The sequence below is a fragment of the Tenacibaculum sp. Ill genome (assembly GCF_051938915.1).
Taxonomy (GTDB): Bacteria; Bacteroidota; Bacteroidia; order Flavobacteriales; family Flavobacteriaceae; genus Polaribacter; species Polaribacter larymnensis.
The window spans coordinates 1,705,489-1,730,406 of sequence record NZ_JBPSCW010000002.1 but is presented as its reverse complement, the minus strand read 5'-3'; the positions used below and the strand labels follow the sequence as shown (position 1 = coordinate 1,730,406).

Genomic DNA, 24,918 nt, shown 5'->3' with positions numbered 1-24,918 from the left:
TGAAAAACTAGTTCATGGATAATTTTCAAATAGAAACAGCTCAAAACATTGCTATTAGTCAAAATGTAGCTCATGTTACCACTCGTATCGGTTCTTATTTAATCGATGCCTTATTTATTGTTGGGTACTACATTATCATTGCTATTATAATAGGTATGTTAGATATCCCTATGAGTATGGAATATATGAGTCTGTTTGTTTTATTAGGGCTGCCTGTATTCTTCTACAGCTTGCTTTTTGAAATTTTAATGAATGGGCAAACACCTGGTAAATACTTCAACCAAATAAGAGTGGTTAAATTAGATGGTTCTAAACCTACTTTTGGAAGTTATTTAATTAGATGGTTGCTACGTTTTGTTGATTTTACTTTAGCTAGTGGCTCTGTTGCAGTTCTTACAATTTTATTGAACGGAAAAGGGCAACGTTTAGGAGATATTGCTGCAGGAACTACTGTAATATCTGAAAAGAAAAGGATTACTTTAAAAGATACTATTGCAAGCGATGTAGTCGATAACTACACACCTACCTATTCACAGGTAACGCTATTGAGTGATAATGATATTCATACTATCACAAGAGTATACAGAGATGCCATGAAGAAAAGAAATCATAAAGTAATTTTAAAACTACATACAAAAGTTATTGAGTTAACAGGAATTACTACCGAGCAAAAACCTGCTCAATTTATAGATACTGTGATTAAGGACTATCATTATTACGCGCAACAATAAACTATCCTATTAAATCCCTTTATTTAAAGAATAGAAAGTTTAAAACATTTTGATTTTTTTAAATTAAAATGGTTTTTTAGTAAGTCATCTCCAGAAGCGGAAATTGGTATTTGGGCTGCTGAAACTGGAAATGCCTTTAAAAGACAATACATAGGTCTAAAAGGGAGGTCAAAAACTTTTAGATATAATCAAACTAGAAAGAAACTAAGGTAATTACTATGAAAAAAGAAAACTATATTCAAATAATATTATTAATAGTTATATTTTTAATTTACCATCAAGAAGCTTTTCTTAATCAAGTATTAAAGTTTATAATAGTAATAGCATATTCGTTATTCGCTATTTACTTTTCTATGCTTAATTTTTTAAATAAAAAGAATGGAAAGAAAATAAAGGTAATAAGTTACTATATAACTGGAGCTTTCGAATTTTTATGGTTTTTAACAGGTTTTTTTGTATTGTATAGAAATATAAATAAATTTAGTATAGCTATCATTGTTATGTTCATATCCTTATTACTGTATTTTTTAAGCTTTCTAAAAATTAGAGTAGAAAGAAGGAATTAGTGAAATGTATTCAAGTAAAGATGCTATGAAAAATGATATAGCTTCTGTAAAAAAATAAATATGAACCCAGAAAACAAAAAAGCTTTTAAGGAAATTCTTATACTACTTATTAGTACAGTTTTGATTGTATATTTTTTATTTAAATTTTTTGTTTGGAAATAAAATCTATCTCTGGAGTTAAAATGTGTTTTTAACATATCACACCCTTTAATTTACTGAAAACAAACCCACTATCCTCTCTCCTCTTTTTTCGTTAATAAAAAGCTAACAAAAACTATTTTTTCACCCGTTGAATATAGTATTTTCGCACCCTTTCTTACAGAAAAAATCACATTTCAAGGGTACGAGAACAACTATGAACGACGAAAAAAACTGGTTACAATATTATAAAAACAGCTTATCTGATAGTGAAAACTTAGCTATCGATATTAGTAAAATAAAAAACCTTTTTCATCAAAAATCATCCGATTTAAGCAATGCACTCATCAACTCTAAACAAGCAAGTCAACTATTAGATGTTGAAGAACGTAGAATTAATCGGTTAAAAGGAATTGCTAAAAAAGACAATCCTAAGTGGCATAAGGTAGAAGAAACTAAAATATTAATAGCGCCTTTTCATTTAATATATCAAACAGATAACACAAAATTTAAACAACGTACTATTCATCCTTTTTGGATTAGTGCTATTGTAAATCGTTCAGGGCAATTATCAGCTCCAAAAGATGGTTTTCCTTTAATTGTTCGCAACTATCTAACTCCTATGGCAGATATTAAGAACGATTTTATATTCTCTTCTATCGACACCGTTTTAGATGCTAAAGACCTAAATGCTCCCGATTTTGAAAATAGCGAAGAACCTATACCTTGGGATGAATACTGGAACTATATTAACGAAGTATTCTCTGCGATAACTTTTAGCAACCTATATCGTTATCAAGTAGAACGCCATACCACACAATATGAGCTTACTTATTTCGCATTAAGTTCTAAAATCTCAACAGCAAAAAGTATTTTATTTCTGTACGAAAACTTACTTAAAAATACGGATGAGTTACCTGTACTCTCTAAAATCATCAATCCATATACTAGAGAGAGACAAGAAGCCATTACCGATAACGGATTTTTAGTCTATAATCATTTGCATTTAGGACAAATGTCGAATAAATTCCCACTTTCCGTTAGTCAACGTAAAACATTGTTATCCTATTTAGTAGCCGAAGAAAATGCGGTTACCGCTGTAAACGGACCTCCAGGAACTGGAAAAACTACGCTATTGCAAAGTTTAGTTGCTACCGAATTTGTAAAAGCTGCTATTAACGGAGAAGAAGCTCCTATAATTTTAGCATGCTCTAACAACAACCAAGCCGTAACGAATATTATTGATAGTTTTATCAACTCTGAAAGTACGATGGGAGAATTAGCCAATCGTTGGATTCCTGATTTTAACGGATATGCTACCTATCTTCCTTCCAGTTCAAAAAGTGAGAAAAAACTAGCTAATATCAATTATTTAAAAGGAAATTTATTTGGCCATGAAGGAACACTTTGCAATCTAGAAAATGAAAAATATATCTCTGAAGCAGAATACTATTTTTTAACAAACTACTGTCAGTATTTCAATACCCAAACAAATTCACTTGACGATGTTTGCAACCATTTACAGGAAGAAATTATTGGTATTCAAAATATTTTAGCTGATGGTGTTGATTTCTCAAGAAACTATATAAATGCTGTAAACTATATTAACAGCATACTTGTACACGAAGAAGATTTTGTTCAAAAAAGTACGTTTAAAATCTCCAAGCTACAAGAATGGAGAACTGTTTTAAACGATTTAAAAACATCGACAAAAGACACTGATTTTATTGATAAAGTAAAACACTATTTTATTGATGAAACTCAGTTTGAATCAAGAAATGCTGAACACATTTTTAAGGCTGACGCTGAAACACTGTTGGATACTAAAAGAGCAGCAGCATACATAAAAGAATGTACAAACAATGTAAATCTGTTATTGCAATCGCATTTAAGCCTAAAAAATTGGAAGTACGAAAATAACATCAAAGGATTTCCTTTTGTTTCAGAAGAACAAATGTGGGCGTATGAATATGAAAAGATAAACTCTAACGATGCAACACAGCGTTTCTTTTATGATGAATTAGATATTGATTTACGCCATAAAGCATTCTTATTAACAACCCATTATTGGGAAGCTCGCTGGTTACTAGAAACCAGAGAAATGTTAGAGGAAAACACCGAAAAAGGAACAGGAGAATATGCTATTAAAGCAAAATGGAAACGAAGAGCTATGCTCACCCCCTGTTTTGTAGCTACTTTCTATACAGCACCAAGTCACTTTTTATACAGTCAATTTCAAGGAGAAAACGAAAACGGAAAACCTATTTTTGAATATTTACCTCTATACAACTTTTTAGATTTGTTAATTATTGATGAAGCAGGTCAGGTTACTCCAGAAGTAAGTATCCCTGTATTTTCATTAACTCAAAAAGCCTTTGTAATAGGTGATTTAAAACAAATAGAACCTATTTGGTCTATTCCTAAAAAAATTGACCAAGGAAACTTAACAAGTCTTGATATTATTGAAAATCAGAATGACGCACATTTAGATGAGTTAGGTTTTTTAGCTTCTAGCGGAAGCATTATGAAAATGGCTCAAAATGCCTGCGAATTTGAAACTCCCCTACCTGCAAAAAAAGAACAAGGATTGGTTTTGTTAGAGCACAGACGATGTAATGATGAAATTATTAGTTTTTGTAACGAATTGGCGTACGATGGAATTTTAAAACCCATGAAAGGGAAAGCGAAAGAAAACCAAGCATTTCCATCCATGATGGCATATCATATAGAAGGAGTTAGTGAACGCAAATACAACAGTCGTCAAAACATTAGTGAAGTAAAAGCCATAATTTCTTGGTTACAGCAAAACAAAGAAACCATTCAAGAAGCATACGATGTAGACTCTATTGAAAGTGTTTTAGGAATTATTACCCCTTTTGCTAGTCAAAAAGGAGAATTATCTAAAGCTTTAACCGATGCAGGTTATAAAGTAAGCGATATAAAACTAGGTACGGTACATGCATTACAGGGTGCAGAACGAAATATTATTTTGTTCAGTTCTGTATATTCTAATGATGATGAAGGAACCTTGTTTTTTGAAAAAGATAACAAACCTAACATGTTAAATGTAGCGGTTTCTAGAGCTAAAGAAAGCTTTATTCTTTTTGGAGACACTCGAATTTTTGATGAAACCAAAAACACCCCTTCAGGAATTTTAAAAAGACATTTAAACATTTATGAAATGGCTAACTAATTATGTTTTTGTACACCAAAAAAAATCATAACTAAAAAAGTGTACAACACTTGTACACTAAAAAATTTGATAAAAAAAATAGTGTACAGCACTTGTACACCAAAAAAATTACCAACTTAAAAAGTGTACAGGAAAGTACCTAACTTGCTATTAAACATTTTTAATAACATTTAGAAAAATGTTAGTTTCATATTTTAGTAATTAAAAACTAATAAATAACAACAAAAAAAGGAACGATATAATCGTTCCTTTTTTTATATACAATGCTGCAAACTTATTTTTTAAACTCAGCAATAGTCTTCTTAATAATATTAATACAGTCTCTTAATTGTTCTTCGTTCATTACTAATGGTGGTGCAAAACGAATAATGTTTCCGTGTGTTGGTTTTGCTAATAATCCGTTATCACGTAACTTCATACAAATATCCCAAGCAGTTGAGCTATCTTCGGTATCGTTAATTACGACAGCATTTAACAATCCTTTACCACGTACTAACGTTACTAATTCGTTTTCTTTAGCAAACTCAGCTAACTCTTCTCTAAATATTTTACCTAAACGCTCAGCATTTTCAGCTAATTTTTCATCTTTAACCACCTCTAAAGCTGCAATAGCTACCGCTGCGGCAACAGGGTTTCCTCCGAAAGTAGAACCGTGATTACCAGGTTTAATAACATTCATAATGTTATCGTTTGCTAAAACTGCAGATACTGGATATGCACCTCCACTTAAAGCTTTACCTAAAATTAAAATATCTGGTTGTACATCTTCGTGGTTTACTGCTAATAATTGACCTGTACGTGCAATACCTGTTTGTACTTCATCAGCAATAAATAATACATTATGCTTTTCACATAACGCTTTAGCTGCTGCTAAATATCCTTCAGAAGGCACATATACCCCAGCTTCACCCTGAATAGGTTCAGCCATGAAACCAGCAATATTATCGTTATTTTCTAATGCTTCTTCTAAAGCTTGTAAATTATCGTATTCAATTTTAATAAACCCTTCAGTAAACGGACCAAAGTTTTTACGTGCTACAGGATCGTTTGAAAAAGAAATAATTGTAGTTGTTCTTCCATGGAAGTTATTTTTACAAACAATAATTTGTGCTTCGTTTTCATTAATTCCTTTTACTTCATACGCCCATTTTCTACAGATTTTTAAAGCAGTTTCTACAGCTTCAGCACCCGTATTCATTGGTAATAATTTATCAAAACCAAAGTATTCTGTTGCAAACTTTTCATACTTTCCTAACATATCGTTATAAAAAGCACGAGAAGTTAACGTTAATGTTTGTGCTTGGTTTACCATTGCACCAACAATTTTTGGATGACAGTGCCCTTGGTTTACTGCAGAGTAAGCTGATAAAAAATCATAATATTTTTTTCCTTCAACATCCCATACATATACTCCTTCTCCTTTACTCAATACTACTGGTAATGGATGGTAGTTATGTGCTCCGTATTTGTTTTCTAAGTCAATCGCTTGTTGCGAAGTTAATTGGTCTAAAACAGCCATTTTTCTTAATTTTTTAAAATTTATAAAATAACCATTCCTTATCTACCTTTATCCTTTCGAAAAAGAAGTTTCGAAAATTCAGCGTGGGAAAGAAATCATCCCTAACTACAAAATTATTAAATTAAAGTGACTTTCATAAGTTTTGAAGGGTCTAAAAATATAAACAACATAACTTTTTTTATGGTTTACAATAAAACCATAGTTAATCAGTTTTTTTTATCTTTAAAGAAATTAACTAAATATCATTTTATGAAAAGAATTTTATTTTTATTACTGCTTTCAATAGCTGTAATTGGGTGTAAATCTACATCTGTAACTAACACGAAACTTGACAACAAAACTGAACGATTGCTAAAAGGTAACTGGACTATTACAGCTGTAAATTTTCCTGGTTCAAACTACCTAAAAGTAAACTCATTTAATTTAGAAGACTCTAACTGCTTTATTGGTAGTAACTGGAGTTTTGTTTCTAACAACAATAAAGGAGAAATGAGCTTAAACAATCCAAGTACAGATTGTAAAGACTTTAGCTCTCCTATTACATGGTATGTTAATAAAGATGGAAACTTTGTCTTAAAAATTATTAATAACCACAAAGCTAAAGACGTTAATACTGGATATATTTTAAGATTACGTAACGTTACTGAAACTAGCTTTGACTTAATTGACAAAGTTAACGTTGCAGGACAAGTAAAAGACATTACATACTCATTTCAAAGACAATAATTAATAAAAGCATTATGAAAAAATCAATCATTTATAGTTTATCAATTTTATTTTTAGCTGGTACTATTTTTACCTCTTGTAAATCTATACAAAACGCTAACAACACTCAAAAAGGTGCCGCTATTGGTACTGCTGCTGGTGCTGTAATAGGTGCTGTAATAGGTAACAACGTAGGTAGTAAAAACAACTCTGAGCTAGGAGCCATTTTAGGTGGTGTTGTAGGTGGTGTTGCTGGTGGTGTTATTGGTAACCAAATGGATAAACAGGCTCGTGAAATTGAAGAAGCTTTACCAGGTGCAGAAGTTGAAAGAGTTGGTGAAGGTATTAAACTTACTTTAGGAGAAAATGCTGTTCGTTTTGCTACTAATAAAGCTACTTTAACAGCTACAGCGCAGGCTAACTTAGATAAATTAGTACCTGTATTTAAAGATTATGAAAACACAAATATTGTAATTTACGGTTATACAGATAGTACTGGTGCTGTTGATTATAACCAAAAACTTTCAGAAAAAAGAGCTAATTCAGTAAGAAACTACTTAGCTGGCAAAGGATTAAACAACAGTCGTTTTGAAACTAAAGGACTAGGTGTTAAAGATCCTATTGCTACTAACGATACTGCTGAAGGAAGAAGTAAAAACAGACGTGTTGAATTTGCTATTGTTGCAAACGAACAAATGATAAAAGAAGCTAAAAAAGAAGCAGGTCAATAAAAAAGCCTTCACAACAAAGATTAAAGACTACTCTAAATGAGTAGTCTTTTTTTTATCTTCAAACCATATCTTTTCCTAATTTTGCACACCATAAATCATAGTATAGAATGCCAAGAAGAGAGCGAAATAAGTTTGTAAAAAGAGGACAAGTCATTGAAATTTTAATTGAAGACTATGCCTTCGGCGGAAAAGGAATTGGAAGAATACGTTCAGAAGAAGGTGTTTTTGTAGTTTTTGTTCCTAACACTTTACCAGGACAATTAGTAAAAGCACGTGTAGATAAATCAAAAAAGAAGTATGCAGAGTGTAAGTTAATTGATGTTTTAAAACATTCTGATGATGAAGTAACTGTTCCTTATCAAGATATTCCTGGAGCACCATACATTCAATTACCTATAGATTTACAACACAAATACAAGCAAGAAAGTACTTTATCTTTATTTAAACGCATTGGTAAAGTTGAAAATATTGAAGACCTGTTTGATGAGTTTATTGCTTCTCCAAATGTATTTCACTACCGCAATAAAATGGAATATGGCTTTTCTGCCATTGGTTACGACCGTGAAAATAAAACCGATATAGATGAGTTTACATTAGGTTTTAAACGTCGTGGTGTTTGGTGGATGGGTGATAACCTTGAAAAAGATTCTGGTTTATTTGACAAACAAGTTGAAGATAACATCAAAAACATCAGAGAATACTGTGAAAAAACTGGTTTAGCGCCTTGGCATGGACCTAAAAAAGAAGGTTTCTTTAGGTATTTTGTGGTAAGAAAATCATACAAAACCAACGAATTGTTATTCAACTTAGTAACCACTTCTCACGATTTATCAAAATTTGATTTAAAAGAGTTTGCTAACTATTTAGTAGAGTTATTTGGCGATAGAGTTGCTGGTTTATTACACACTATTAACGACGAAACTGGCGACAGAACCATAGCTACCTCAGGAAGTGTAAAATTAGTATACGGAAAAGATAAAATTGTAGAAGAATTATTAGGGTTGAATTTTGAAATTAGCATGAAAAGCTTCTTCCAAACCAACCCTAAATCTGCCGAAAAACTATATACCAAAGTTGTTGATTATGCGTTAGAAAACAAAGATGCAATTGACAATACCGTAGTGATGGATTTATTCTGTGGTACTGGAACCATTGGGCAAATTATTGCTTCAAAGTCGAATAACACTAAAATTGTTGGTGTAGATATTGTAGCCTCTGCTATTGAAGATGCTAAGAAGAATGCAGAACGAAACAATATTGAAGGTTTACAATTTTATGCAGCTGATGTAGGAAAGTTTTTAAATGAACACCCACAATATAAAAACAAAATAAGAACCATTATTTTAGATCCAGCTCGTGCGGGTATTGCACCAAAAACGCTTAAGAAAATCATAAACTTAAACGCTGATAGAATGGTTTATGTATCTTGTAACCCAGCAACACAAGCTCGTGATACCGAAGAGTTGATTAAAAACGGATATCAATTAAAAAAGATTAGTTTAGTAGATCAATTTCCACATACATCACACATAGAAACTGTGGTTTTATTTGAAAAATAAAAATTAATGAAAAAATACATTGCTCTATTCATACTTATAGCAGGTTTAACGGCCTGTGAAAAAGATGATTTCTGTACACAAAATCCTGTAACACCCAATTTAGTGCTTCGTTTTTATGACAAAGACAATACAAACGATTTAAAAAAATTTGAACGTCTTTCTGTCATTGCTCAAGGAAAAACTGATAGCCTTTTTACAAATGTAACTAATGATAGTATTGCTATTCCATTAGACGGTACATCACAAAAAACAGTCTATACATTAAAAATGAATGATGTAGATGGCAATATAGCTAATAACCAAACGGCTACACTTACTATTGAGTACAATCCTGAAGAAGATTTTGTTTCTCGCTCATGTGGTTTCAGAATTATTTATGAAAATGTAACTTTAAGTAATACAGGTTGGATAAACAGTTTATCAACTACAGAAATTCCTTTAATCGATAATCAAGCTAGCGCCCATGTACAAGTATTTCATTAGTCTATGTTTCGTTTTTGTATTTGTCAACGGATACTCACAAATAAATACACCTAAAGAAGAAACCAAAGAAAAAATAGATACCGTTACATATAAAACAGGGTATGGCTTACGTATCGGATTAGATATTAGTAAACCTGGTCTTGCTATTATTGACAAAAGTTATAGTGGTCTCGAATTAGTGGGTGATTATAGAGTATCTAAAAAATGGTATATCGCTACAGAGCTAGGTTTTGAAGATGAAACTACCTATGAAGATTTTTCGTCTTCTAGTTCAAAAGGAAGTTATATTAGACTTGGAGCAAATTACAACGCCTACGAGAATTGGTTAGACATGAATAACGAAATTTATGTTGGTATGCGTTACGGTTTTGCCATATTTGATCATACCTTAAATAGCTACCAACCTAATGTATCTTCAGGTACCGAAAATCTACCTCCTTATTTTCCATCAAACCCCGTTACAACACCTATGTCTGACAATGGACTCACCGCTCATTGGACTGAATTACAGCTAGGTATAAAAGCAGAAACTTTTAAAAACTTGTTTATAGGTTTTAGCTTTTCGTATAAAATTATGTTAAGTGTTGACGATCAAAAAGGCTTTAAAACGCTATACACACCAGGTTTTAATCGCGTTTTTGAAAGCAGTACAGGCTTCGGGTTCAACTATACAATATCGTACTTAATTCCTTTTGTTAATAAATAAATTGTCAGCATACGCTTGATTTCACTAACTTTACTGCCTGAATAATAAAACTTATTAACAATGAATAAAATTCCAAGCGTAAACTTAGCAGATTTTTTATCGGACGATGCTGAAAGAAAACAAAAATTCATCAATGAAATTGGTGACGCTTACGAGAATATAGGATTTGTAGCATTAAAAGGACACTTTTTAGACGATGAATTAGTAGATAACTTATATGCTGAAATCAAGAAGTTTTTTGATTTACCTACAGATGTAAAAGAAAAATATGAAATTCCAGGTATTGGTGGTCAAAGAGGATATGTTTCTTTTGGTAAAGAGAGTGCTAAAGGAAAAAAAGAAGGAGATTTAAAAGAGTTTTGGCACTTTGGTCAGTATGTTGATGCAGATTCAAAATACGCCAATGAATACCCAGAAAATGTAAAGGTTGAAGAATTACCTGAATTTAACAAAGTAGGTAAAGAAGCCTACCAAATGTTAGAAAAAACAGCTAAATACGTGTTACGTTCGTTAGCATTACACTTAGGCTTGGAAGAAACGTATTTTGACAATTATATTAAAAACGGAAATAGTATTTTACGTCCAATTCACTACCCTCCTATTACTACTGAACCTAAAGGTGCTGTAAGAGCTGCTGCCCATGGAGACATTAACTTAATTACTTTGTTAATGGGAGCTCAAGGAAAAGGATTACAAGTACAAAACCATAAAGGAGAATGGATTGATGCTATAGCGGAAGATGATGAATTAATGATTAATGTAGGTGATATGTTATCACGTCATAGTAACAACAAGTTAAAATCAACAATTCACCGTGTAACCAACCCTCCTAAAGAATTATGGGGAACATCTCGTTATTCAATTCCATTTTTTATGCACCCTGTTTCTGATATGAAACTAGATGTTTTAGAAAACTGTATTGATGAAAACAACCCTAAGCAGTTTGAAGATATTACTGCGGGTGAGTTTTTAGATGAGCGTTTACGCGAATTAGGATTGAAAAAATAAATCTAATGGATTTACAAGATCAATTAAAAAATTTATTTCCAGATCATCAGTTTGAAGAAAAACCTGAAGAAAAAAAACCTGATATCTGGTTACAAGAAGAACCTATTCTTTGCAAGTACGAAAAACGAAAAGGTAAACCAGTTACTATTATAGACGGCTATAATGGAGCTACTAAAGATTTTAAAAAGCTTGCTAAAGAAATTAAAACTAAGCTAAGTGTTGGTGGTAGTTTTAAAGACGATAAAATCATAATTCAAGGAGATTATAGAGATACTATAATGCAACTTCTTAAAGACAAAGGATTCAACGTAAAACGCGTTGGTGGATAAGTAAAAAATGTCGAAGAATTGAATCTTCGACATTTTTTTTATATTTACAACTTTTGTAAAGTGTTAAATACCAACCAATAAATAATAACGTATAAAATAAATCGTTTATTTTATATAAATAAAGAAATCAACAAATTCCCTAGAAATCATGAAACATTCTTTATTGCACATAACCAATGGAGACGTCACAACTCAGAGACTTCAAAATTTAAATATTGAAGGAGATATTATTACATGGCGTGAAATGTTATGTGAAGGAAAAACTTCTGTAGACGTAGGTAGTGAAGACTTTTGGAAAACTCGCTTCGACTTTTTAAAAACTACGTATAAAGTTACCAAGAAGAAGTTTATAGATTATACTCTTAAAGAGTACCGTAACCTTTGTAATCAAAAACAACAAGACGAGATTGTTTTATGGTTTGAATACGATTTATTTTGTCAAGTAAACATGCTAGCTGTAATAAGCTGGTTAAAAAGATATCGTAAAAACCACAAAATATCTTTAGTTACTAGTGGAAAAATAGACAATTCAAAAAAACTATATGGTTTAGGAGAATTATCTGACGACCAGTTAATAGAGCACTTTAATAATAAAATAGAGCTCTCTCAAGACGATATTGAGTACGCAGACTACATTTGGCAATTGTATTGTTCAGATAGTCCGTTACCTCTTGAAAATGCGCATAAATTCAATCCAGAATCACCATTTGTATATTTAGAAAACGCTATAAAAGCACATTTACTTCGTTTTCCATCTATTGAAAATGGTTTGAATCATATAGAAAATAACATTTTAAGAACAGCTAACGAGCATACGTTTGCAAACCAAAATGAACTTCTTACCAACCTTTTAACCCATCAAGAAAACTACGGGTTTGGTGATATTCAATACATTAACAAGCTTGAAAGTCTTAAAAAGTTATTCACCTCATTTGACCCTGTAAAACTTAGTAAAGCAGGTAAAAAGGTATTGCAAAACCAAACAAACTATTATGCTAAAATTCGTTCCGATTTTTCGTATCTTGGTGGCGCAAAAAAATACAGCTATCTCTATGTAAACTCTACTGATAAGCTGTTAAAAATAACATCATAAATGAGTATACAACATTCTGAGCTCATCTTAAATCCAGATGGTAGTATTTACCATTTGAATTTAAGACCTGAACATATTGCTACCGATATCATTTTTGTTGGAGACCAATATCGTGTTGATAAAGTTACCAAACACTTTGATAACATAGAATTTAGCACCCAAAAAAGAGAATTTAAAACCACTACTGGTACTTATAAAGGAAAAAGAATTTCTGTAATTTCTACAGGAATAGGTCCTGATAATATTGATATTGTTTTAAACGAGTTAGATGCCTTAGTTAATATCGACTTAAACACACGTCAAGCTAAAGAAAAGCATACACAGTTAAATATTACCAGAATTGGAACTTCGGGTTCTTTGCACGCAGACATTCCTGTTGATAGCTTTTTATTAAGCTCTCACGGATTGGACTTAAACGGAATGCTTCAATCATATCAAGTAGATAAAATTTCACATCCTGATATTGAAGAAGCTTTTATAAAACATACTAGCTGGAGTACAAAAAAATCGTACCCTTTAATTGTTTCTAACGGAAAAACTTTAGAAGACAAGTTATTATCTGACAAAGTATATAAAGGAATTACAGCCACTGCTGGTGGATTTTATGGTCCTCAAGGACGTGTTTTACGTTTACCTTTACAAGACCCTGATTTAAATAAAAAGATTGATAGTTTTAACTACAACAACAATCGAATTACCAACCTAGAAATGGAAACTTCTGCTATTTACGGATTAGCTAAATTACTAGGACACAATGCTGCTTCAATGAACGCTATTATTGCTAATAGAGCTAACGGAACGTTTAGTGAAGATCCGTACAAAGTAGTAAATGATTTGATTGTATACACTCTTGAGAAATTAGTTGAATAAATGCTGAAATTAAAAATAGGTGGTGTTCCAGAACACTTTAATTATCCATGGTACATCACTTTAAAAAATAAAGAATACACCAAAGAAGGGATAAACTTACGCTGGAAAGATTATCCTGGAGGTACAGGAGCCATGGCAAAAGCTTTACGCTCTGGTGAAGTTGATATTGCCTTAGTACTTACTGAAGGAATTATAAAGGATATTATTAACGGAAATCCGTCAAAAATTACACAAACCTTTGTAAAAAGCCCGCTTGTTTGGGGAATCCATGTAGCTGCCAATTCTAAATTTAAAACTATTGACGATTTAGAACACGCAACTGTAGCTATTAGTCGCTTTGGTTCAGGTTCTCAACTTATGGCAATTGTAAATGCTCATAACAATGGTTGGGACATTAATAAATTACAATTTAAAGTAGTTGGAGATTTGCAAGGAGGAATTGATGCTTTAACAAATGGAGAAGCAGACTATTTTATGTGGGAACACTTTACCACCAAACCATTGGTAGACAATGGTACTTTTAGAAGAGTTGGTAACTGCCCTACTCCATGGCCTTGTTTTGTTATTGCTGTTCGTGATGAAGTACTAGAAAATCATTTTGAAGAAGTAAAAAAAGTACACGATATAATTAATAATTGTACTAAAGACTTTAAGGATTTTGATAATATTGATGAAGTTCTTTCCAACAGGTATGAACAACAAATAGACGATATTCAAGAATGGTTATCTATTACTGAGTGGAATGACGGTGAAGCTATTTCTGAAAATTTAATTTCGGACATACAAAATAAAATGGTAGAGTTCAACGTTATTGAAAAGAAGGAAAATTCTGGTGACTTAATCAGAAATATGTATATTTGATTTTTATAAAACGGAATAATGATGAAAAAAGTAGTATTTATTGCAATTTGTACTGTTAGTTTATTAGGTTTTTCTTCTTGCGGAAGTACTAGTCCTTGTGGATTAGCAAAAACTAATCAAAACAAACAAAAACAACATCAACAACAAGAGATAGTAGTTGCAGATGCAACTGAAGTAGCAATCGCTGAATAAGTTGATGTTTCTTTATTCAAATTCAATAAATCCGCTTTTTTAGGCGGATTTTTTTACCTTATAGTTTCTCTTTACAACAAAAAAAGCCTTTTCTGAACAGAAAAGGACTTTAAGTTGTTTTGTTATATATTTTTTACTTCGCCATAATTTCTCCTAATAATGCACCTTTTTCAAAAGCAAATACTATTACTAACAATAGTAAGATTGCTGCACCTGTAATAACATAATACTTAGTTTTATTTTCTTTTTTCATTATATATAATTCAGTTTAATTAATTCTTCTTTTTTAACATAGGTACAAACCTGAAACCTCCTAGTTCGTGCTTTTCAAATTCTTTTGGCGACTTTCTTATAAACAAGGTCATAACCTGTTCTTTATCTCCCACAGGAATCAGCAACCTACCTCCTACTTTAATCTGTCCTAATAATGCTTTAGGAACATATGGTGCTCCAGCGGTAACAATAATTTTATCAAAAGGAGCTTCTTCTGGTAATCCTTTATAACCATCACCAAAAATAAATCGTTTAGGTTTATAACCTAACTTTGGTAAAAACATCGAAGTTTTTTTAAACAACTCATGTTGTCGTTCTATTGAATACACCTCTGCACCTAACTCTAACAGTACTGCTGTTTGATAACCAGATCCTGTTCCAATCTCTAATACTTTATCGCCTGGTTTTACTTCTAATACTTGTGATTGAAATGCCACAGTATAAGGCTGAGAGATTGTTTGTTCAGCGGCAATAGGAAATGCTTTATCTTGATAAGCATGCGCTTCAAAACTACTATCCATAAACAAATGTCTTGGAATTTTTCTAATAGCCTTTAACACTTTTTCATCATTAATTCCTTTTGCTTCTAAAACGTTTGCTAATTGATTTCTAAGTCCTTGATGTTTGGTTGTATCCTTCATTCTTACATTAATCTACCAATGGGTTTTACTAGCTAAATTACTATAAAATTTATAATTTCTTATTTAAAACACCCATTATAGGGCTTACTAATTATAAAATTTCGGGAGGATAAAAGTAGTAATAAATCTGTATAAAAGTGTATCTTTGTTTGCGTTGATTTTTTGTAGAAATCATTTCTTTTTCAACAAACCAATCAAATAACTAATAATCTTTCACTTATGTTAAAAGCTGGAGTTTTAGGCGCAGGTCACTTAGGAAAAATCCATTTGCGTTTGTTACAACAATCAGATAAATATGAATTAGTAGGGTTTTATGACCCTTTTACAGAAAATGCACAAAAAGTAGCTGATGAGTTTGGCTATAAATTATTCGATTCAGTAGAAGCATTAATTGATGCTGTTGAAGTAGTTGATATTGTTACTCCTACTCTTTCTCACTTTGATTGTGCTAAACAAGCTATAGAAAAAGGAAAACATATTTTTATTGAAAAGCCTATTACGAATACAGTGTTAGAAGCTGAAGCAATAAGAACTTTAGCTAGCCAGCATCATGTTCGTGGTCAAGTTGGACATGTAGAGCGTTTTAACCCTGCTTTTGTGGCTGTAAAAGACTTGATTGACACACCAATGTTTATTGAAACACATCGTTTAGCTGAATTTAATCCTAGAGGAACAGATGTTCCTGTTGTTTTAGATTTAATGATTCATGATATTGACATTATTTTATCTGTGGTAAATTCAAAAGTAAAGAGTGTTCATGCAAGTGGAGTATCAGTTATTTCAGAAACTCCTGATATTGCCAATGCACGTATTGAATTTGAAAACGGTTGTGTAGCAAACCTAACAGCAAGTAGAATTTCAATGAAAAATATGCGCAAAAGTCGTTTTTTCCAAAGAGACGCTTATATCTCTGTAAACTTTTTAGAAAAGCAATCGGAAGTTGTTAGAATGAAAGATGTGCCAGAAAAACCTGATGAGTTTGCCATGATTTTGCAGAATGCTGAGGGAGTTAAAAAGCAAATTTATTACGATAATCCTGAAGTAGTTGCCAACAATGCTATTTTAGATGAATTAGAGTCGTTTGCTGATGCTATTAAGAATAACACTACTCCTATTGTTTCGTTACGTCAAGGTACTGAAGCTTTACGTGTAGCGCATCAGATTATAGACTGTTTTTAACGTATAAAGTAAACAATTAATAACCGCGTTAGGGATTGCAGTGAAAATACTTTTTTGTTATTCTGAGTGATTCGAAGAATACAACAAAAAAGATTGTAGCGGAAAGCCCGACCCGCAGGGGAACGCCCATATAAATATCAAAACACAACAACATGAAAAATATCGCCGTAATTGGAGCAGGAACAATGGGAAATGGAATTGCGCATACTTTTGCTCAATTTGGATACAATGTTCAACTTATCGACATTTCGCAAGCTGCCTTAGATAGAGGACTAGCAACCATTACTAAAAACTTAGACAGAATGGTAGCGAAAGAAAAAATTACTGAAGACGATAAAAATAATACCTTAAAGAACATTACTACACATACTTCTATTAAAGAAGGGGTGCAAAACACTAGTTTAGTTGTTGAGGCAGCTACTGAAAATGTAGATTTAAAACTTAAGATTTTTAAAGATTTAGATGAGGCTTGTGCTGAAGATACTATTTTAGCTACCAACACTTCATCAATCTCTATTACACAAATTGCAGCAGCTACCAATAGACCTGAAAAAGTGATTGGAATGCACTTTATGAATCCTGTACCAATTATGAAATTGGTTGAAATTATTAGAGGATACAACACTTCTGACGAAGTAATGAACTTTACAGTTGATTTAACTAAGAAAATTAATAAGGTTCCTGTTGAAGTAAACGATTACCCAGGTTTTGTTGCCAACCGTATTTTAATGCCAATGATTAACGAAAGTATTGAAACTTTATACAACGGTGTTGCTGGTGTTGCTGAAATTGATACTGTAATGAAATTAGGAATGGCACACCCAATGGGACCATTACAATTAGCTGATTTTATTGGATTAGATGTTTGTTTATCTATCTTAAACGTAATGTACGACGGATTTAAAAACCCTAAGTATGCTCCATGTCCGTTATTAGTAAACATGGTTGCAGCAGGAAAATTAGGAGTAAAATCTGGTGAAGGTTTTTACGATTACTCAGAAAGTAGAAAAGCAGAGAAAGTAGCGAAGATGTTTTCTTAAAAAACTACTATAGCTATATAAAAAAGAAGCCTATTTTAGGCTTCTTTTTTTATTTTTATAACTTTAATACTTCACCTTCATTAGGTACCAAAATTTTATCTTGAATAGTTTTTCCTTGCTCTTTTAGAAACAAACGAAATTGATCTTTTGTTAATCCACAATGGTTTATTGCATCCATGTGAATTGCGACTATAATAGCTTCATTATTGGCAGCTATACTCAATAGCTCTTCTTTAGTTAAAGTCATAAACTTCCCCGGTTCTAAAACAGTGTTTGGCTTGCTAAAACTACACTCCCCTGTATTTGCAACAATATAAGTAGGTTTTTCACTTTTTAAAGCATTCTTTAAAAGACCATCTAAAACGGCGTCTCCTGTAATAAATATTCTATTTTCTTTAAATGTTAAAGAGAATGAAGATGATTCACCAAAAGGCATTGCTCCCGTTGCTCCCTCATGATGATGAGCTTCGTAGCGTTTTATCGATATTCCAGACCAATTTACAACCTCTTCTATACTTTTTAAATTTGTAAAACCTTTTGATTTTAATTTTTCTACATCGAAAGGCTGGCAAAAAATAAGTATGTTTTTAGGAAGTAATTTTTCCGCATCGGCATCAAGGTGATCTGGATGATAATGTGTTATCAAAACAGCATCGGCTTGTTCTATAATTTTATTTTTAGGTATCGGTAAATCATTCATTGGAATCCGTTTATCATTAGAAAAAGGAATCGGATCCTGTGTTCCTTTATCTGACAAAACAGGGTCTATTAATATGTTTTTTGAATTCACTTTTAAAAGCACCGTAGCCTGTCGTATGTATTCCAGTTTTATTCTATTGTGTTTTCTAGTTTTATTAGTTGTTTGACACGCACTAATCACGGTTAAAATTACGAGTAGTAATTGATACCTTTTCTTCATTTTTATATGTTTTTTTTCTTATACAGCTACGAAACTAAAGTACTTTTAAACAAGAAACAATACGTTACATTTTTGTACCTTACGCACATTTTGGTTAGTTTTTTTAGTGCCAAAAAGATAGAATTGAAAAAAAATGAAAAATTTTTTACCTGATTATTGCCCTTTAACATTTGCTACAAAAGTTATAAGTGGAAAATGGAAGTTATTTATCATTTCTAGACTTGTTGAAAAACCACTTAGGTATGGACAAATCAAGACTTCATGTGAAACAATTTCAGAAAAGATGTTAACTAGCCAATTAAGAGAGTTAGAAACTGATGGAATTATTGTTAGAAAAATATATGCTGAAGTACCACCAAGAGTTGAGTATTCTCTCACTCCATTTGGCAATGATTTAGTCAATGCTTTAGCTCCATTACATGCTTGGGGAATTGACTACATGGAGCATAAAAAAATTCCTTTTCCTAAACATAACTAAAAAGATGATTACACCGTATCATCAAAGTAAACAAAGAACTAGTTTCCTAAATTATAAGTTTAGCTAAAAGCCTTTTGGGCTTAACACGAAGTATCTGCGATGATTTTCCATTCGCCTTGTATCTTCTTAAAGATGATCATAAAAACACCGTTAGCGTCTCCTACGGTTCTTTTTAAATGATATTCTCCCATTACAGAATAAGCCCCATTGGTAATTTTCGAAATATCATTAACCTTAAATGTTAATGTTCCCGAATACTCTTTTGTTGGATACCCTTTTTTATAATTATCTAAGGTTTTTTGCCAACCAAAAGTTATTCCGTTACGTCCATAAAACTTTAATGAATCACTTTTCCAATATCCTTGCATAAAGCCTTCTAAATCGTGATTAGACCAAGCTTCTTCTTGTGCTTTCATTACTGATAAGATTTCTTGCTTTTCTGTTTCTTCTAAGACAGTTTGAGTTGCTTCTTGTTTACAAGAAACAAATAGTGTTAGTAAAAAGATTACAGTTAATAACTTCTTCATCTTAAAATAATGAATTTATAATTTCTTTTATAGTAATACCTTCAGCTTCTGCTTTGTAGTTTTTTACAATTCTGTGTGATAAAATAGGAATGGCTACTGCTTGCACATCTTCAATATCAGGTGAGTATTTTCCGTGTACTGCTGCGTGTGCTTTAGCTGCTAAAATTAAGTTTTGAGAAGCTCTAGGACCTGCTCCCCAATCGATATATTTTTTGATTAATTCTGTTGCTTTATCTGAATTAGGACGTGTTTTACCTACCAATCTAACTGCATATTCAACTACATTATCTGCCACAGGTATTTTACGGATTAACTTTTGGACTTCAATAATCTCATCTGAAGAAAAAATTGCATTCACTTTTTGTTCAGCTATTGAGGTAGTATTTTTTACGACTTGTACTTCTTCTTCAAAACTTGGATATTCCAAGTTAATTGAAAACATAAAACGGTCTAATTGTGCTTCTGGTAATGGATATGTTCCTTCTTGCTCAATTGGGTTTTGCGTAGCTAGTACAAAAAATGGCAATTCTAACTTATAATGATGCCCTGCAATAGTTACCGATTTTTCTTGCATTGCTTCTAACAATGCTGCTTGCGTTTTAGGTGGTGTACGGTTAATTTCATCTGCTAAAATAATATTTGAGAAAATTGGTCCTTTTATAAATTTAAAATGACGTGTTTCATCAAGTATCTCACTTCCTAAAATATCTGAAGGCATTAAATCTGGAGTAAACTGAATTCTATTAAAGTTTAGTCCTAATGCGCTAGAAATTGTATTTACTAACAAGGTTTTTGCTAATCCTGGTACTCCAATTAACAACGAATGACCACCACAAAAAATTGACAATAATGTATAATTTACAGCTTCTTGCTGTCCTATTATAACCTTACCTATTTCTTGTTGTAGTTGACTATATTTTTCTACAAGTGTGTTTACTGCTGTTACGTCAGACATAAATCAAAGTTTTTCTTTGTTCAATAAATTTAATTACAAACTTTTATAAAATGAAATTCCCGCTTTCGCGGGAATGACAATATACTAAATTTATTACTTCTTATTTGTTTTCTTTTTTCCAATCTTTCTTAAAAGTACACTTCTTATAATCGTTACTTAATTTTAAGTAAGTTTCTTGGATTTTTTCTTTAGTCCACTTTGTAATCTCTTCTTCTTTTTTCTTAGCTAAAGCAAACTGTTGCATTCTTACATAGTCTTCTACTAAATCTGCCTTATGTGTGTCTGTTTTCTCTTTTAATAAGATTACTTTATACATCTTTTCACCTTCACGAGTTTCATCGTAGTAAATATCAGATAAATTACCTTTTTTTAATTCACTTATTCTTGCGAATAAATCTGGAGGCATTCTTGTTAACTCAAAAGTAGGCTCTTGTGTATAAGGATTCATTATAATACCCGCACTATTTTTTGTTTCTTCATCTTCAGAATACTTTTTTACAGCTTCTTCAAAAGTTATTTTTCCTTCTTTAATATCAGCTACTATCTTTTCTATTTGCTCTTTAGTTTCATTTAATTTTTCGTCAGAAACCTCAGGCTGCATTAAAATATGTGATACTTCACGTTGATTTCCTTTTATTTTATGCAACTGAAGTATATGATATCCAAAAGCAGATTTAATAGGCTCAGAAATTTGATTTACATCTAATGAAAAAGCAGTTTCTTTAAACTCTTTAATAAACGGACTATCTTTTGTAATTACATATTTACCTCCGTTTTGAGCAACTCCAGGATCTTCTGAATTGATAATTGCTTTTAACTTAAAGCTAGCACCATTTTCTATCTCTTTTTTAATCTCTTTTAGCTTGTTAATTACACGCTCTTTCTCTTCTTCTGTTGGCTCTGCTTTTATTACTAATTGTTGTAATTGAACTTCTGCAGGTATTTCAGGAAGCTCTCCTTTATCTTCTAATCCTTTGAAATAAATACGAATTTCTTCAGGAGTTACATCAATATTTTCAGTAATTTTTTGTTGTTCTTTTTCAATTAATAGATTTTCTCTTTGAACTCTTCCTAATTCTTTCTTTAAATCCTCAACATCATTAAAACCATAAGCTTCAACTACTTTTTCTTCACTTCCGTATTCTTGTGTAAAGAAAGCAATACTTCTATCTACTCTACTATCTATTTCTGATTGAGATACTGTAACACTATCAATAACCGCGTGGTGAGCTAATAACTTTTGCTGCATTAATTCTTCTAACATTTCACAGTCAGAAATCTTTACTTTTCCTTCACTTCTTAACTCTACCTCTTGCTTAAACTTATCTATATCAGAATCTAGAACAATGTTTTTACCTACTACAACAGCAACACCATCTATTTTAGTTCCTTGTGCGTTTAATGTTGTTAAGCTTGCTAAAAACAACGTAAATGCTATACTAATATTCTTTAAAGTTCTTGTTTTCAATTGCATCATTTATCAGCGTTTTTTCAATATCTCGTATTAATTCTAATTTTCTTTTATGTAAAATAATTTGCTTTATTCTAGGGCTTACATAGCTTAATGGAGCCGTAGCATTTTTTGGTAACATATTTTTTACAGCGACCAAATATACTCCTAAACTATCTTCTTTTTGTATGAATTTTGATATTTTTAACAAGTTTTCTTTCGTTTCGTTACGAAAAGGTGGAATTTTTTTCTTTAAATAGTCAAAAGTTACCCAAGTTGAATCTTGCAAGCGATATGATTTAAAATTTAATAAGTGTCGTTCTAAATCTTCTTTGTCTTCTTCTTTTTCTGACTTAAACTGCTTTATTGTTTCTTTTTTATCTAAATAATTTTTACCAAAATGTACATATTCAAATTGGACAAGCTCTTCACTTACTTTAAAGTTATCTTTGTTTTCCTGATAATACAATGCTATTTCTTCCTCAGTAACAACAGTATCTAGTTGTTGTTTTATTAAACGTTCTTTATATCCATTAATGTATAAGCTCTTTTTATAATCATTAACTAAGTTTTGTATTTCTTCGCTGTTTACTTCTGAGATATTCTCCTCTGCTTTTATATACAGTAACTCTTGTTTAGCCCATGAGTTAACCAACCCCTTTACAATAACTAAACTATCTTTAGGCGAAAGGTTTTTGGGTAATAAACCTACAATATCTTTCTTGTATAAATGTTTATTATAAACAGTAGCTATTGGTCTTTCATTGGTAACCTTTTTTGTCTTTAAACTTACAAGATCACATGAAACTATTATTAATGATGTAATTAAAAAAATATATTTTCTCACTATATTATTGGTTATACGTATTCTTTAATTTTCTTAATGCCCCTTTTCTTACTCTAACCATATTATTTTTTCGTAGCTCTTTAATCCATTTTTTTTCTAGCTCGTCTTGATAATCACTTATTACTTGCCCCCTTATATCATCAAGTTCTTTGCCATATTTTACTTTATTTGCAATATAAAAAGATTTTAACCCTAAGGTGTCTTTTGAAGCTTTATTCCATATTTTTTTTTGCATTAAGTCAAATAGTAGTAAACCTTCTTTATATTCTAACAGTGTATTTCTATACTCTGAATTTGTTTGAAACAAACTTTCTTTAAAAGAACTTAATAATGCTTTTCGTTTAAAATCTCTAAAACTTTCTGTTATTGTCTTATTTTTTAATTTTATAAACTCTAAAAAATCTTTTTGAGTAAACTTTTTCTTATTAACAGAAAGTAACACTGAATTTAGCTCTTTTATCTTTAACTCCTCTTTTTTATTTTTTTGAAAAACTGTCAATGCTTCAGGATATTCTTTAACTTGGTATTTATCCATTAGTTTTCTGAACAATGCCTGATCGGATACCTTTATTCTTTTAGATTGTTTTACTTTTCTAGTCAACTCATTTTCCATTTCTGAAAAAGATGGTACTGGATAGTTTTTTATGAGTTTAGCTATATGCCAACCATATTTTGTTTTAAATGGTTTACTATAATCTCCAGGTTCTTTTAAGTTTCTTACATTATTCTCAAATTCATCAACCATTTTTCCTGTTCCAAACCTTGGTAGCTTACCTCCAATCTTAGCTGTATTAGTATCTTCTGAATGTTCCTTTGCTACTTCTTCAAATAGTTTTCCAGACTCCAGTAGTTTATATAATGAGTGAATCTTTGACTCGCCCTTAGATGAATGTCTAACTAAAATATGAGCTGCTTCAAACTCTCCTTTAGAGTTTCTTATATCTGTTACTTTTACAATATGCCATCCAAATTTTGTTTTAAAAGGCTCTGAAACTTCTCCAACCCTTGTTTTGTATACTGCCGTCTCAAAAGGATATACCATTTGAAAAGCTTTAAAATAACCTAAATTTCCTCCATTAATTTTTGCTGATGGATCTTCTGAAACCTCTCTTGCTACTTTTTCAAAACCTTCTCCTTGTAAAATACGATTTCTGTAACCTACAATCTTATTTCTTAAAAACAGTGTATCTACAGCTAACCCTTCACTTGGATATCTTACTAAAATATGACTCGCTTTAACTTCATTTTTAGTACGATAATACGCTTCATTTACTAGTTTACTTAGTGTTTCTGTATCATACAAATAAGGTGCTAATAATTCCTTTTTGTAGCTTTCTAGCTCTTTTTGGTAGGATTTTACTGTATCTAGTTTTAACTTATAAGCTTCTTTTACTTTTAGCTTATAATTAATAAATAGGTCTAAATAACTTTCAATATCATTAGCCTCTTTATCCTCGGCAATCATTAAATTCTTTTCATACATCTGCCTAAACTCCGAAACCATTATTGGAGCATCATTAATACGAAACAATTCCATATCCTTTTGACCAAAAGAAGGAAATGTAGCGTAAAAGACAGCAGTTATGAAAAGTACTTTTTTCATGCTATAAATTTACAAAGAAATAATTCCTTTTATAGCTTCTGCCTTCTTATAGTATGAAATAACCTCGTCTGAACTTTTAACAGTTAAATGTATCGATACACTTACATACTTTCCTGTTTTAGATTTTTTTGTATCAATAACTGCTCCTCCATTATCAAATAAATCTTGTACTTCTTGTACTTGATTACCATCAGTAGGAACTATAAACTTGTATAAATATTTAGCAGGAAACGTTGTAGTATCTTCTAACTGTGATTTTAACTTTGCGTAAAAAGCTTCTCTATCTTGCATAACTCAAAAAATTACTGTTTTATTAAAAATC

At 31.3% G+C, this 24,918-nt stretch carries 26 protein-coding genes; 17 read left to right on the top strand and 9 right to left on the bottom strand.

What is annotated here, in order from left to right; genetic code table 11:
- Positions 1-14: 14 nt before the first annotated feature.
- From ACTPNM_RS08185 to ACTPNM_RS08175, 3 genes are all read left to right on the top strand, one after another.
- The gene (locus tag ACTPNM_RS08185) at positions 15-731 is read left to right on the top strand and encodes an RDD family protein (protein ID WP_440121311.1); all 717 of its coding nucleotides are present in this window, start codon (positions 15-17) and stop codon (positions 729-731) included.
- A gap of 561 nt (positions 732-1,292) precedes the next feature.
- The gene (locus ACTPNM_RS08180) at positions 1,293-1,355 is read left to right on the top strand and encodes a DUF1508 domain-containing protein (protein WP_440122827.1); all 63 of its coding nucleotides are present in this window, start codon (positions 1,293-1,295) and stop codon (positions 1,353-1,355) included.
- Between the two features lie 297 nt (positions 1,356-1,652).
- Complete coding sequence (locus tag ACTPNM_RS08175; RefSeq protein WP_440121310.1) at positions 1,653-4,628, top strand: AAA domain-containing protein; 2,976 nt, start codon at positions 1,653-1,655, stop codon at positions 4,626-4,628.
- Positions 4,629-4,902: 274 nt separating this feature from the next.
- On the opposite strand, the gene rocD is transcribed toward ACTPNM_RS08175, so the two are convergent.
- On the bottom strand, positions 4,903-6,147 hold the full coding sequence (rocD, locus tag ACTPNM_RS08170; RefSeq protein ID WP_440121309.1) for an ornithine--oxo-acid transaminase: 1,245 nt from the start codon (positions 6,145-6,147) through the stop codon (positions 4,903-4,905).
- A 249-nt stretch (positions 6,148-6,396) separates the two neighbouring features.
- Here rocD and ACTPNM_RS08165 point away from each other — a divergent pair, with 249 nt between their 5' ends.
- The 11 genes from ACTPNM_RS08165 to ACTPNM_RS08115 all read left to right on the top strand — a co-directional run bounded on the left by ACTPNM_RS08165 (position 6,397) and on the right by ACTPNM_RS08115 (position 14,684).
- The gene (locus tag ACTPNM_RS08165; protein WP_440121308.1) at positions 6,397-6,873 is read left to right on the top strand and encodes a lipocalin family protein; all 477 of its coding nucleotides are present in this window, start codon (positions 6,397-6,399) and stop codon (positions 6,871-6,873) included.
- Positions 6,874-6,887: 14 nt separating this feature from the next.
- Complete coding sequence (locus ACTPNM_RS08160) at positions 6,888-7,583, top strand: OmpA family protein (protein WP_099216081.1); 696 nt, start codon at positions 6,888-6,890, stop codon at positions 7,581-7,583.
- Positions 7,584-7,690: 107 nt separating this feature from the next.
- Entirely contained in the window at positions 7,691-9,142 is a 1,452-nt protein-coding gene (gene rlmD, locus ACTPNM_RS08155) for a 23S rRNA (uracil(1939)-C(5))-methyltransferase RlmD (protein WP_440121307.1), read from the top strand.
- 6 nt (positions 9,143-9,148) lie between these two features.
- The gene (locus ACTPNM_RS08150; protein ID WP_440121306.1) at positions 9,149-9,625 is read left to right on the top strand and encodes a DUF6452 family protein; all 477 of its coding nucleotides are present in this window, start codon (positions 9,149-9,151) and stop codon (positions 9,623-9,625) included.
- The gene (locus tag ACTPNM_RS08145; RefSeq protein ID WP_440121305.1) at positions 9,606-10,331 is read left to right on the top strand and encodes a DUF6048 family protein; all 726 of its coding nucleotides are present in this window, start codon (positions 9,606-9,608) and stop codon (positions 10,329-10,331) included. The genes ACTPNM_RS08150 and ACTPNM_RS08145 overlap by 20 nt, the downstream gene beginning before the upstream one ends.
- A 60-nt stretch (positions 10,332-10,391) precedes the next feature.
- The gene (locus ACTPNM_RS08140) at positions 10,392-11,339 is read left to right on the top strand and encodes an isopenicillin N synthase family dioxygenase (protein WP_440121304.1); all 948 of its coding nucleotides are present in this window, start codon (positions 10,392-10,394) and stop codon (positions 11,337-11,339) included.
- A 5-nt stretch (positions 11,340-11,344) separates the two neighbouring features.
- Positions 11,345-11,668, top strand: a complete 324-nt coding sequence (locus ACTPNM_RS08135; RefSeq protein ID WP_440121303.1) for a translation initiation factor — start codon at positions 11,345-11,347, stop codon at positions 11,666-11,668.
- 148 nt (positions 11,669-11,816) lie between these two features.
- Entirely contained in the window at positions 11,817-12,761 is a 945-nt protein-coding gene (locus ACTPNM_RS08130; RefSeq protein ID WP_440121302.1) for a DUF1835 domain-containing protein, read from the top strand.
- The gene (locus ACTPNM_RS08125; RefSeq protein ID WP_440121301.1) at positions 12,762-13,631 is read left to right on the top strand and encodes a nucleoside phosphorylase; all 870 of its coding nucleotides are present in this window, start codon (positions 12,762-12,764) and stop codon (positions 13,629-13,631) included.
- Positions 13,632-14,492 (top strand): substrate-binding domain-containing protein, encoded by an 861-nt coding sequence (locus tag ACTPNM_RS08120; RefSeq protein WP_440121300.1) that lies wholly within the window; start codon positions 13,632-13,634, stop codon positions 14,490-14,492.
- A gap of 18 nt (positions 14,493-14,510) precedes the next feature.
- Entirely contained in the window at positions 14,511-14,684 is a 174-nt protein-coding gene (locus ACTPNM_RS08115; RefSeq protein WP_167444751.1) for a hypothetical protein, read from the top strand.
- Between the two features lie 272 nt (positions 14,685-14,956).
- Here ACTPNM_RS08115 and ACTPNM_RS08110 read toward each other — a convergent pair whose 3' ends face one another.
- Positions 14,957-15,598 carry a protein-L-isoaspartate(D-aspartate) O-methyltransferase gene (locus tag ACTPNM_RS08110; protein WP_440121299.1) on the bottom strand — a complete coding sequence of 214 codons (642 nt, stop codon included), beginning with the start codon at positions 15,596-15,598 and terminating at the stop codon, positions 14,957-14,959.
- Between the two features lie 219 nt (positions 15,599-15,817).
- On the opposite strand from ACTPNM_RS08110, the gene ACTPNM_RS08105 reads away from it, so the two are divergent.
- Both ACTPNM_RS08105 and ACTPNM_RS08100 read left to right on the top strand, forming a co-directional pair.
- A complete protein-coding gene (locus ACTPNM_RS08105; RefSeq protein WP_440121298.1) occupies positions 15,818-16,777 on the top strand; it encodes a Gfo/Idh/MocA family protein in 960 nt (319 codons plus the stop codon).
- A gap of 152 nt (positions 16,778-16,929) precedes the next feature.
- A complete protein-coding gene (locus tag ACTPNM_RS08100) occupies positions 16,930-17,817 on the top strand; it encodes a 3-hydroxybutyryl-CoA dehydrogenase (RefSeq protein WP_440121297.1) in 888 nt (295 codons plus the stop codon).
- A gap of 55 nt (positions 17,818-17,872) precedes the next feature.
- Here ACTPNM_RS08100 and ACTPNM_RS08095 read toward each other — a convergent pair whose 3' ends face one another.
- Entirely contained in the window at positions 17,873-18,736 is an 864-nt protein-coding gene (locus ACTPNM_RS08095; RefSeq protein ID WP_440121296.1) for an MBL fold metallo-hydrolase, read from the bottom strand.
- Positions 18,737-18,869: 133 nt separating this feature from the next.
- Here ACTPNM_RS08095 and ACTPNM_RS08090 point away from each other — a divergent pair, with 133 nt between their 5' ends.
- Positions 18,870-19,214, top strand: coding sequence for a winged helix-turn-helix transcriptional regulator (locus ACTPNM_RS08090; protein ID WP_440121295.1), 345 nt, complete (start codon positions 18,870-18,872; stop codon positions 19,212-19,214).
- A gap of 80 nt (positions 19,215-19,294) precedes the next feature.
- Here the strand turns inward: ACTPNM_RS08090 and ACTPNM_RS08085 are convergent, their stop codons facing one another.
- From ACTPNM_RS08085 to ACTPNM_RS08060, 6 genes are all read right to left on the bottom strand, one after another.
- On the bottom strand, positions 19,295-19,741 hold the full coding sequence (locus ACTPNM_RS08085) for a YybH family protein (protein WP_440121294.1): 447 nt from the start codon (positions 19,739-19,741) through the stop codon (positions 19,295-19,297).
- 1 nt (position 19,742) lies between these two features.
- Positions 19,743-20,696, bottom strand: a complete 954-nt coding sequence (locus ACTPNM_RS08080) for an AAA family ATPase (RefSeq protein ID WP_440121293.1) — start codon at positions 20,694-20,696, stop codon at positions 19,743-19,745.
- A gap of 100 nt (positions 20,697-20,796) precedes the next feature.
- Positions 20,797-22,173, bottom strand: coding sequence for a peptidylprolyl isomerase (locus tag ACTPNM_RS08075; protein WP_440121292.1), 1,377 nt, complete (start codon positions 22,171-22,173; stop codon positions 20,797-20,799).
- Positions 22,136-22,993 carry a hypothetical protein gene (locus ACTPNM_RS08070; RefSeq protein WP_440121291.1) on the bottom strand — a complete coding sequence of 286 codons (858 nt, stop codon included), beginning with the start codon at positions 22,991-22,993 and terminating at the stop codon, positions 22,136-22,138. Before ACTPNM_RS08070 ends, ACTPNM_RS08075 begins: the two co-directional genes overlap by 38 nt.
- Positions 22,994-22,997: 4 nt before the next feature.
- On the bottom strand, positions 22,998-24,596 hold the full coding sequence (locus tag ACTPNM_RS08065) for a peptidylprolyl isomerase (RefSeq protein WP_440121290.1): 1,599 nt from the start codon (positions 24,594-24,596) through the stop codon (positions 22,998-23,000).
- A gap of 9 nt (positions 24,597-24,605) precedes the next feature.
- Entirely contained in the window at positions 24,606-24,887 is a 282-nt protein-coding gene (locus ACTPNM_RS08060; RefSeq protein WP_274641264.1) for a DUF493 family protein, read from the bottom strand.
- Positions 24,888-24,918: the final 31 nt, after the last annotated feature.

What these genes read in the sequence shown, in the direction of transcription:
- rlmD (WP_440121307.1), top strand. Translation starts at nt 7,691, where the DNA reads ATGCCAAGAAGAGAGCGAAATAAGTTTGTAAAAAGAGGACAAGTCATT.
- ACTPNM_RS08105 (WP_440121298.1), top strand. Translation starts at nt 15,818, where the DNA reads ATGTTAAAAGCTGGAGTTTTAGGCGCAGGTCACTTAGGAAAAATCCAT.
- ACTPNM_RS08175 (WP_440121310.1), top strand. Translation starts at nt 1,653, where the DNA reads ATGAACGACGAAAAAAACTGGTTACAATATTATAAAAACAGCTTATCT.
- ACTPNM_RS08080 (WP_440121293.1), bottom strand. Translation starts at nt 20,696, where the DNA reads ATGTCTGACGTAACAGCAGTAAACACACTTGTAGAAAAATATAGTCAA.
- ACTPNM_RS08100 (WP_440121297.1), top strand. Translation starts at nt 16,930, where the DNA reads ATGAAAAATATCGCCGTAATTGGAGCAGGAACAATGGGAAATGGAATT.
- ACTPNM_RS08145 (WP_440121305.1), top strand. Translation starts at nt 9,606, where the DNA reads ATGTACAAGTATTTCATTAGTCTATGTTTCGTTTTTGTATTTGTCAAC.
- ACTPNM_RS08140 (WP_440121304.1), top strand. Translation starts at nt 10,392, where the DNA reads ATGAATAAAATTCCAAGCGTAAACTTAGCAGATTTTTTATCGGACGAT.
- ACTPNM_RS08120 (WP_440121300.1), top strand. Translation starts at nt 13,632, where the DNA reads ATGCTGAAATTAAAAATAGGTGGTGTTCCAGAACACTTTAATTATCCA.
- ACTPNM_RS08060 (WP_274641264.1), bottom strand. Translation starts at nt 24,887, where the DNA reads ATGCAAGATAGAGAAGCTTTTTACGCAAAGTTAAAATCACAGTTAGAA.
- ACTPNM_RS08150 (WP_440121306.1), top strand. Translation starts at nt 9,149, where the DNA reads ATGAAAAAATACATTGCTCTATTCATACTTATAGCAGGTTTAACGGCC.
- ACTPNM_RS08095 (WP_440121296.1), bottom strand. Translation starts at nt 18,736, where the DNA reads ATGAAGAAAAGGTATCAATTACTACTCGTAATTTTAACCGTGATTAGT.
- ACTPNM_RS08110 (WP_440121299.1), bottom strand. Translation starts at nt 15,598, where the DNA reads ATGAAGGATACAACCAAACATCAAGGACTTAGAAATCAATTAGCAAAC.
- ACTPNM_RS08065 (WP_440121290.1), bottom strand. Translation starts at nt 24,596, where the DNA reads ATGAAAAAAGTACTTTTCATAACTGCTGTCTTTTACGCTACATTTCCT.
- ACTPNM_RS08135 (WP_440121303.1), top strand. Translation starts at nt 11,345, where the DNA reads ATGGATTTACAAGATCAATTAAAAAATTTATTTCCAGATCATCAGTTT.
- ACTPNM_RS08160 (WP_099216081.1), top strand. Translation starts at nt 6,888, where the DNA reads ATGAAAAAATCAATCATTTATAGTTTATCAATTTTATTTTTAGCTGGT.
- ACTPNM_RS08130 (WP_440121302.1), top strand. Translation starts at nt 11,817, where the DNA reads ATGAAACATTCTTTATTGCACATAACCAATGGAGACGTCACAACTCAG.
- ACTPNM_RS08125 (WP_440121301.1), top strand. Translation starts at nt 12,762, where the DNA reads ATGAGTATACAACATTCTGAGCTCATCTTAAATCCAGATGGTAGTATT.
- ACTPNM_RS08165 (WP_440121308.1), top strand. Translation starts at nt 6,397, where the DNA reads ATGAAAAGAATTTTATTTTTATTACTGCTTTCAATAGCTGTAATTGGG.
- rocD (WP_440121309.1), bottom strand. Translation starts at nt 6,147, where the DNA reads ATGGCTGTTTTAGACCAATTAACTTCGCAACAAGCGATTGACTTAGAA.
- ACTPNM_RS08185 (WP_440121311.1), top strand. Translation starts at nt 15, where the DNA reads ATGGATAATTTTCAAATAGAAACAGCTCAAAACATTGCTATTAGTCAA.
- ACTPNM_RS08085 (WP_440121294.1), bottom strand. Translation starts at nt 19,741, where the DNA reads ATGAAGAAGTTATTAACTGTAATCTTTTTACTAACACTATTTGTTTCT.
- ACTPNM_RS08075 (WP_440121292.1), bottom strand. Translation starts at nt 22,173, where the DNA reads ATGATGCAATTGAAAACAAGAACTTTAAAGAATATTAGTATAGCATTT.
- ACTPNM_RS08090 (WP_440121295.1), top strand. Translation starts at nt 18,870, where the DNA reads ATGAAAAATTTTTTACCTGATTATTGCCCTTTAACATTTGCTACAAAA.
- ACTPNM_RS08115 (WP_167444751.1), top strand. Translation starts at nt 14,511, where the DNA reads ATGATGAAAAAAGTAGTATTTATTGCAATTTGTACTGTTAGTTTATTA.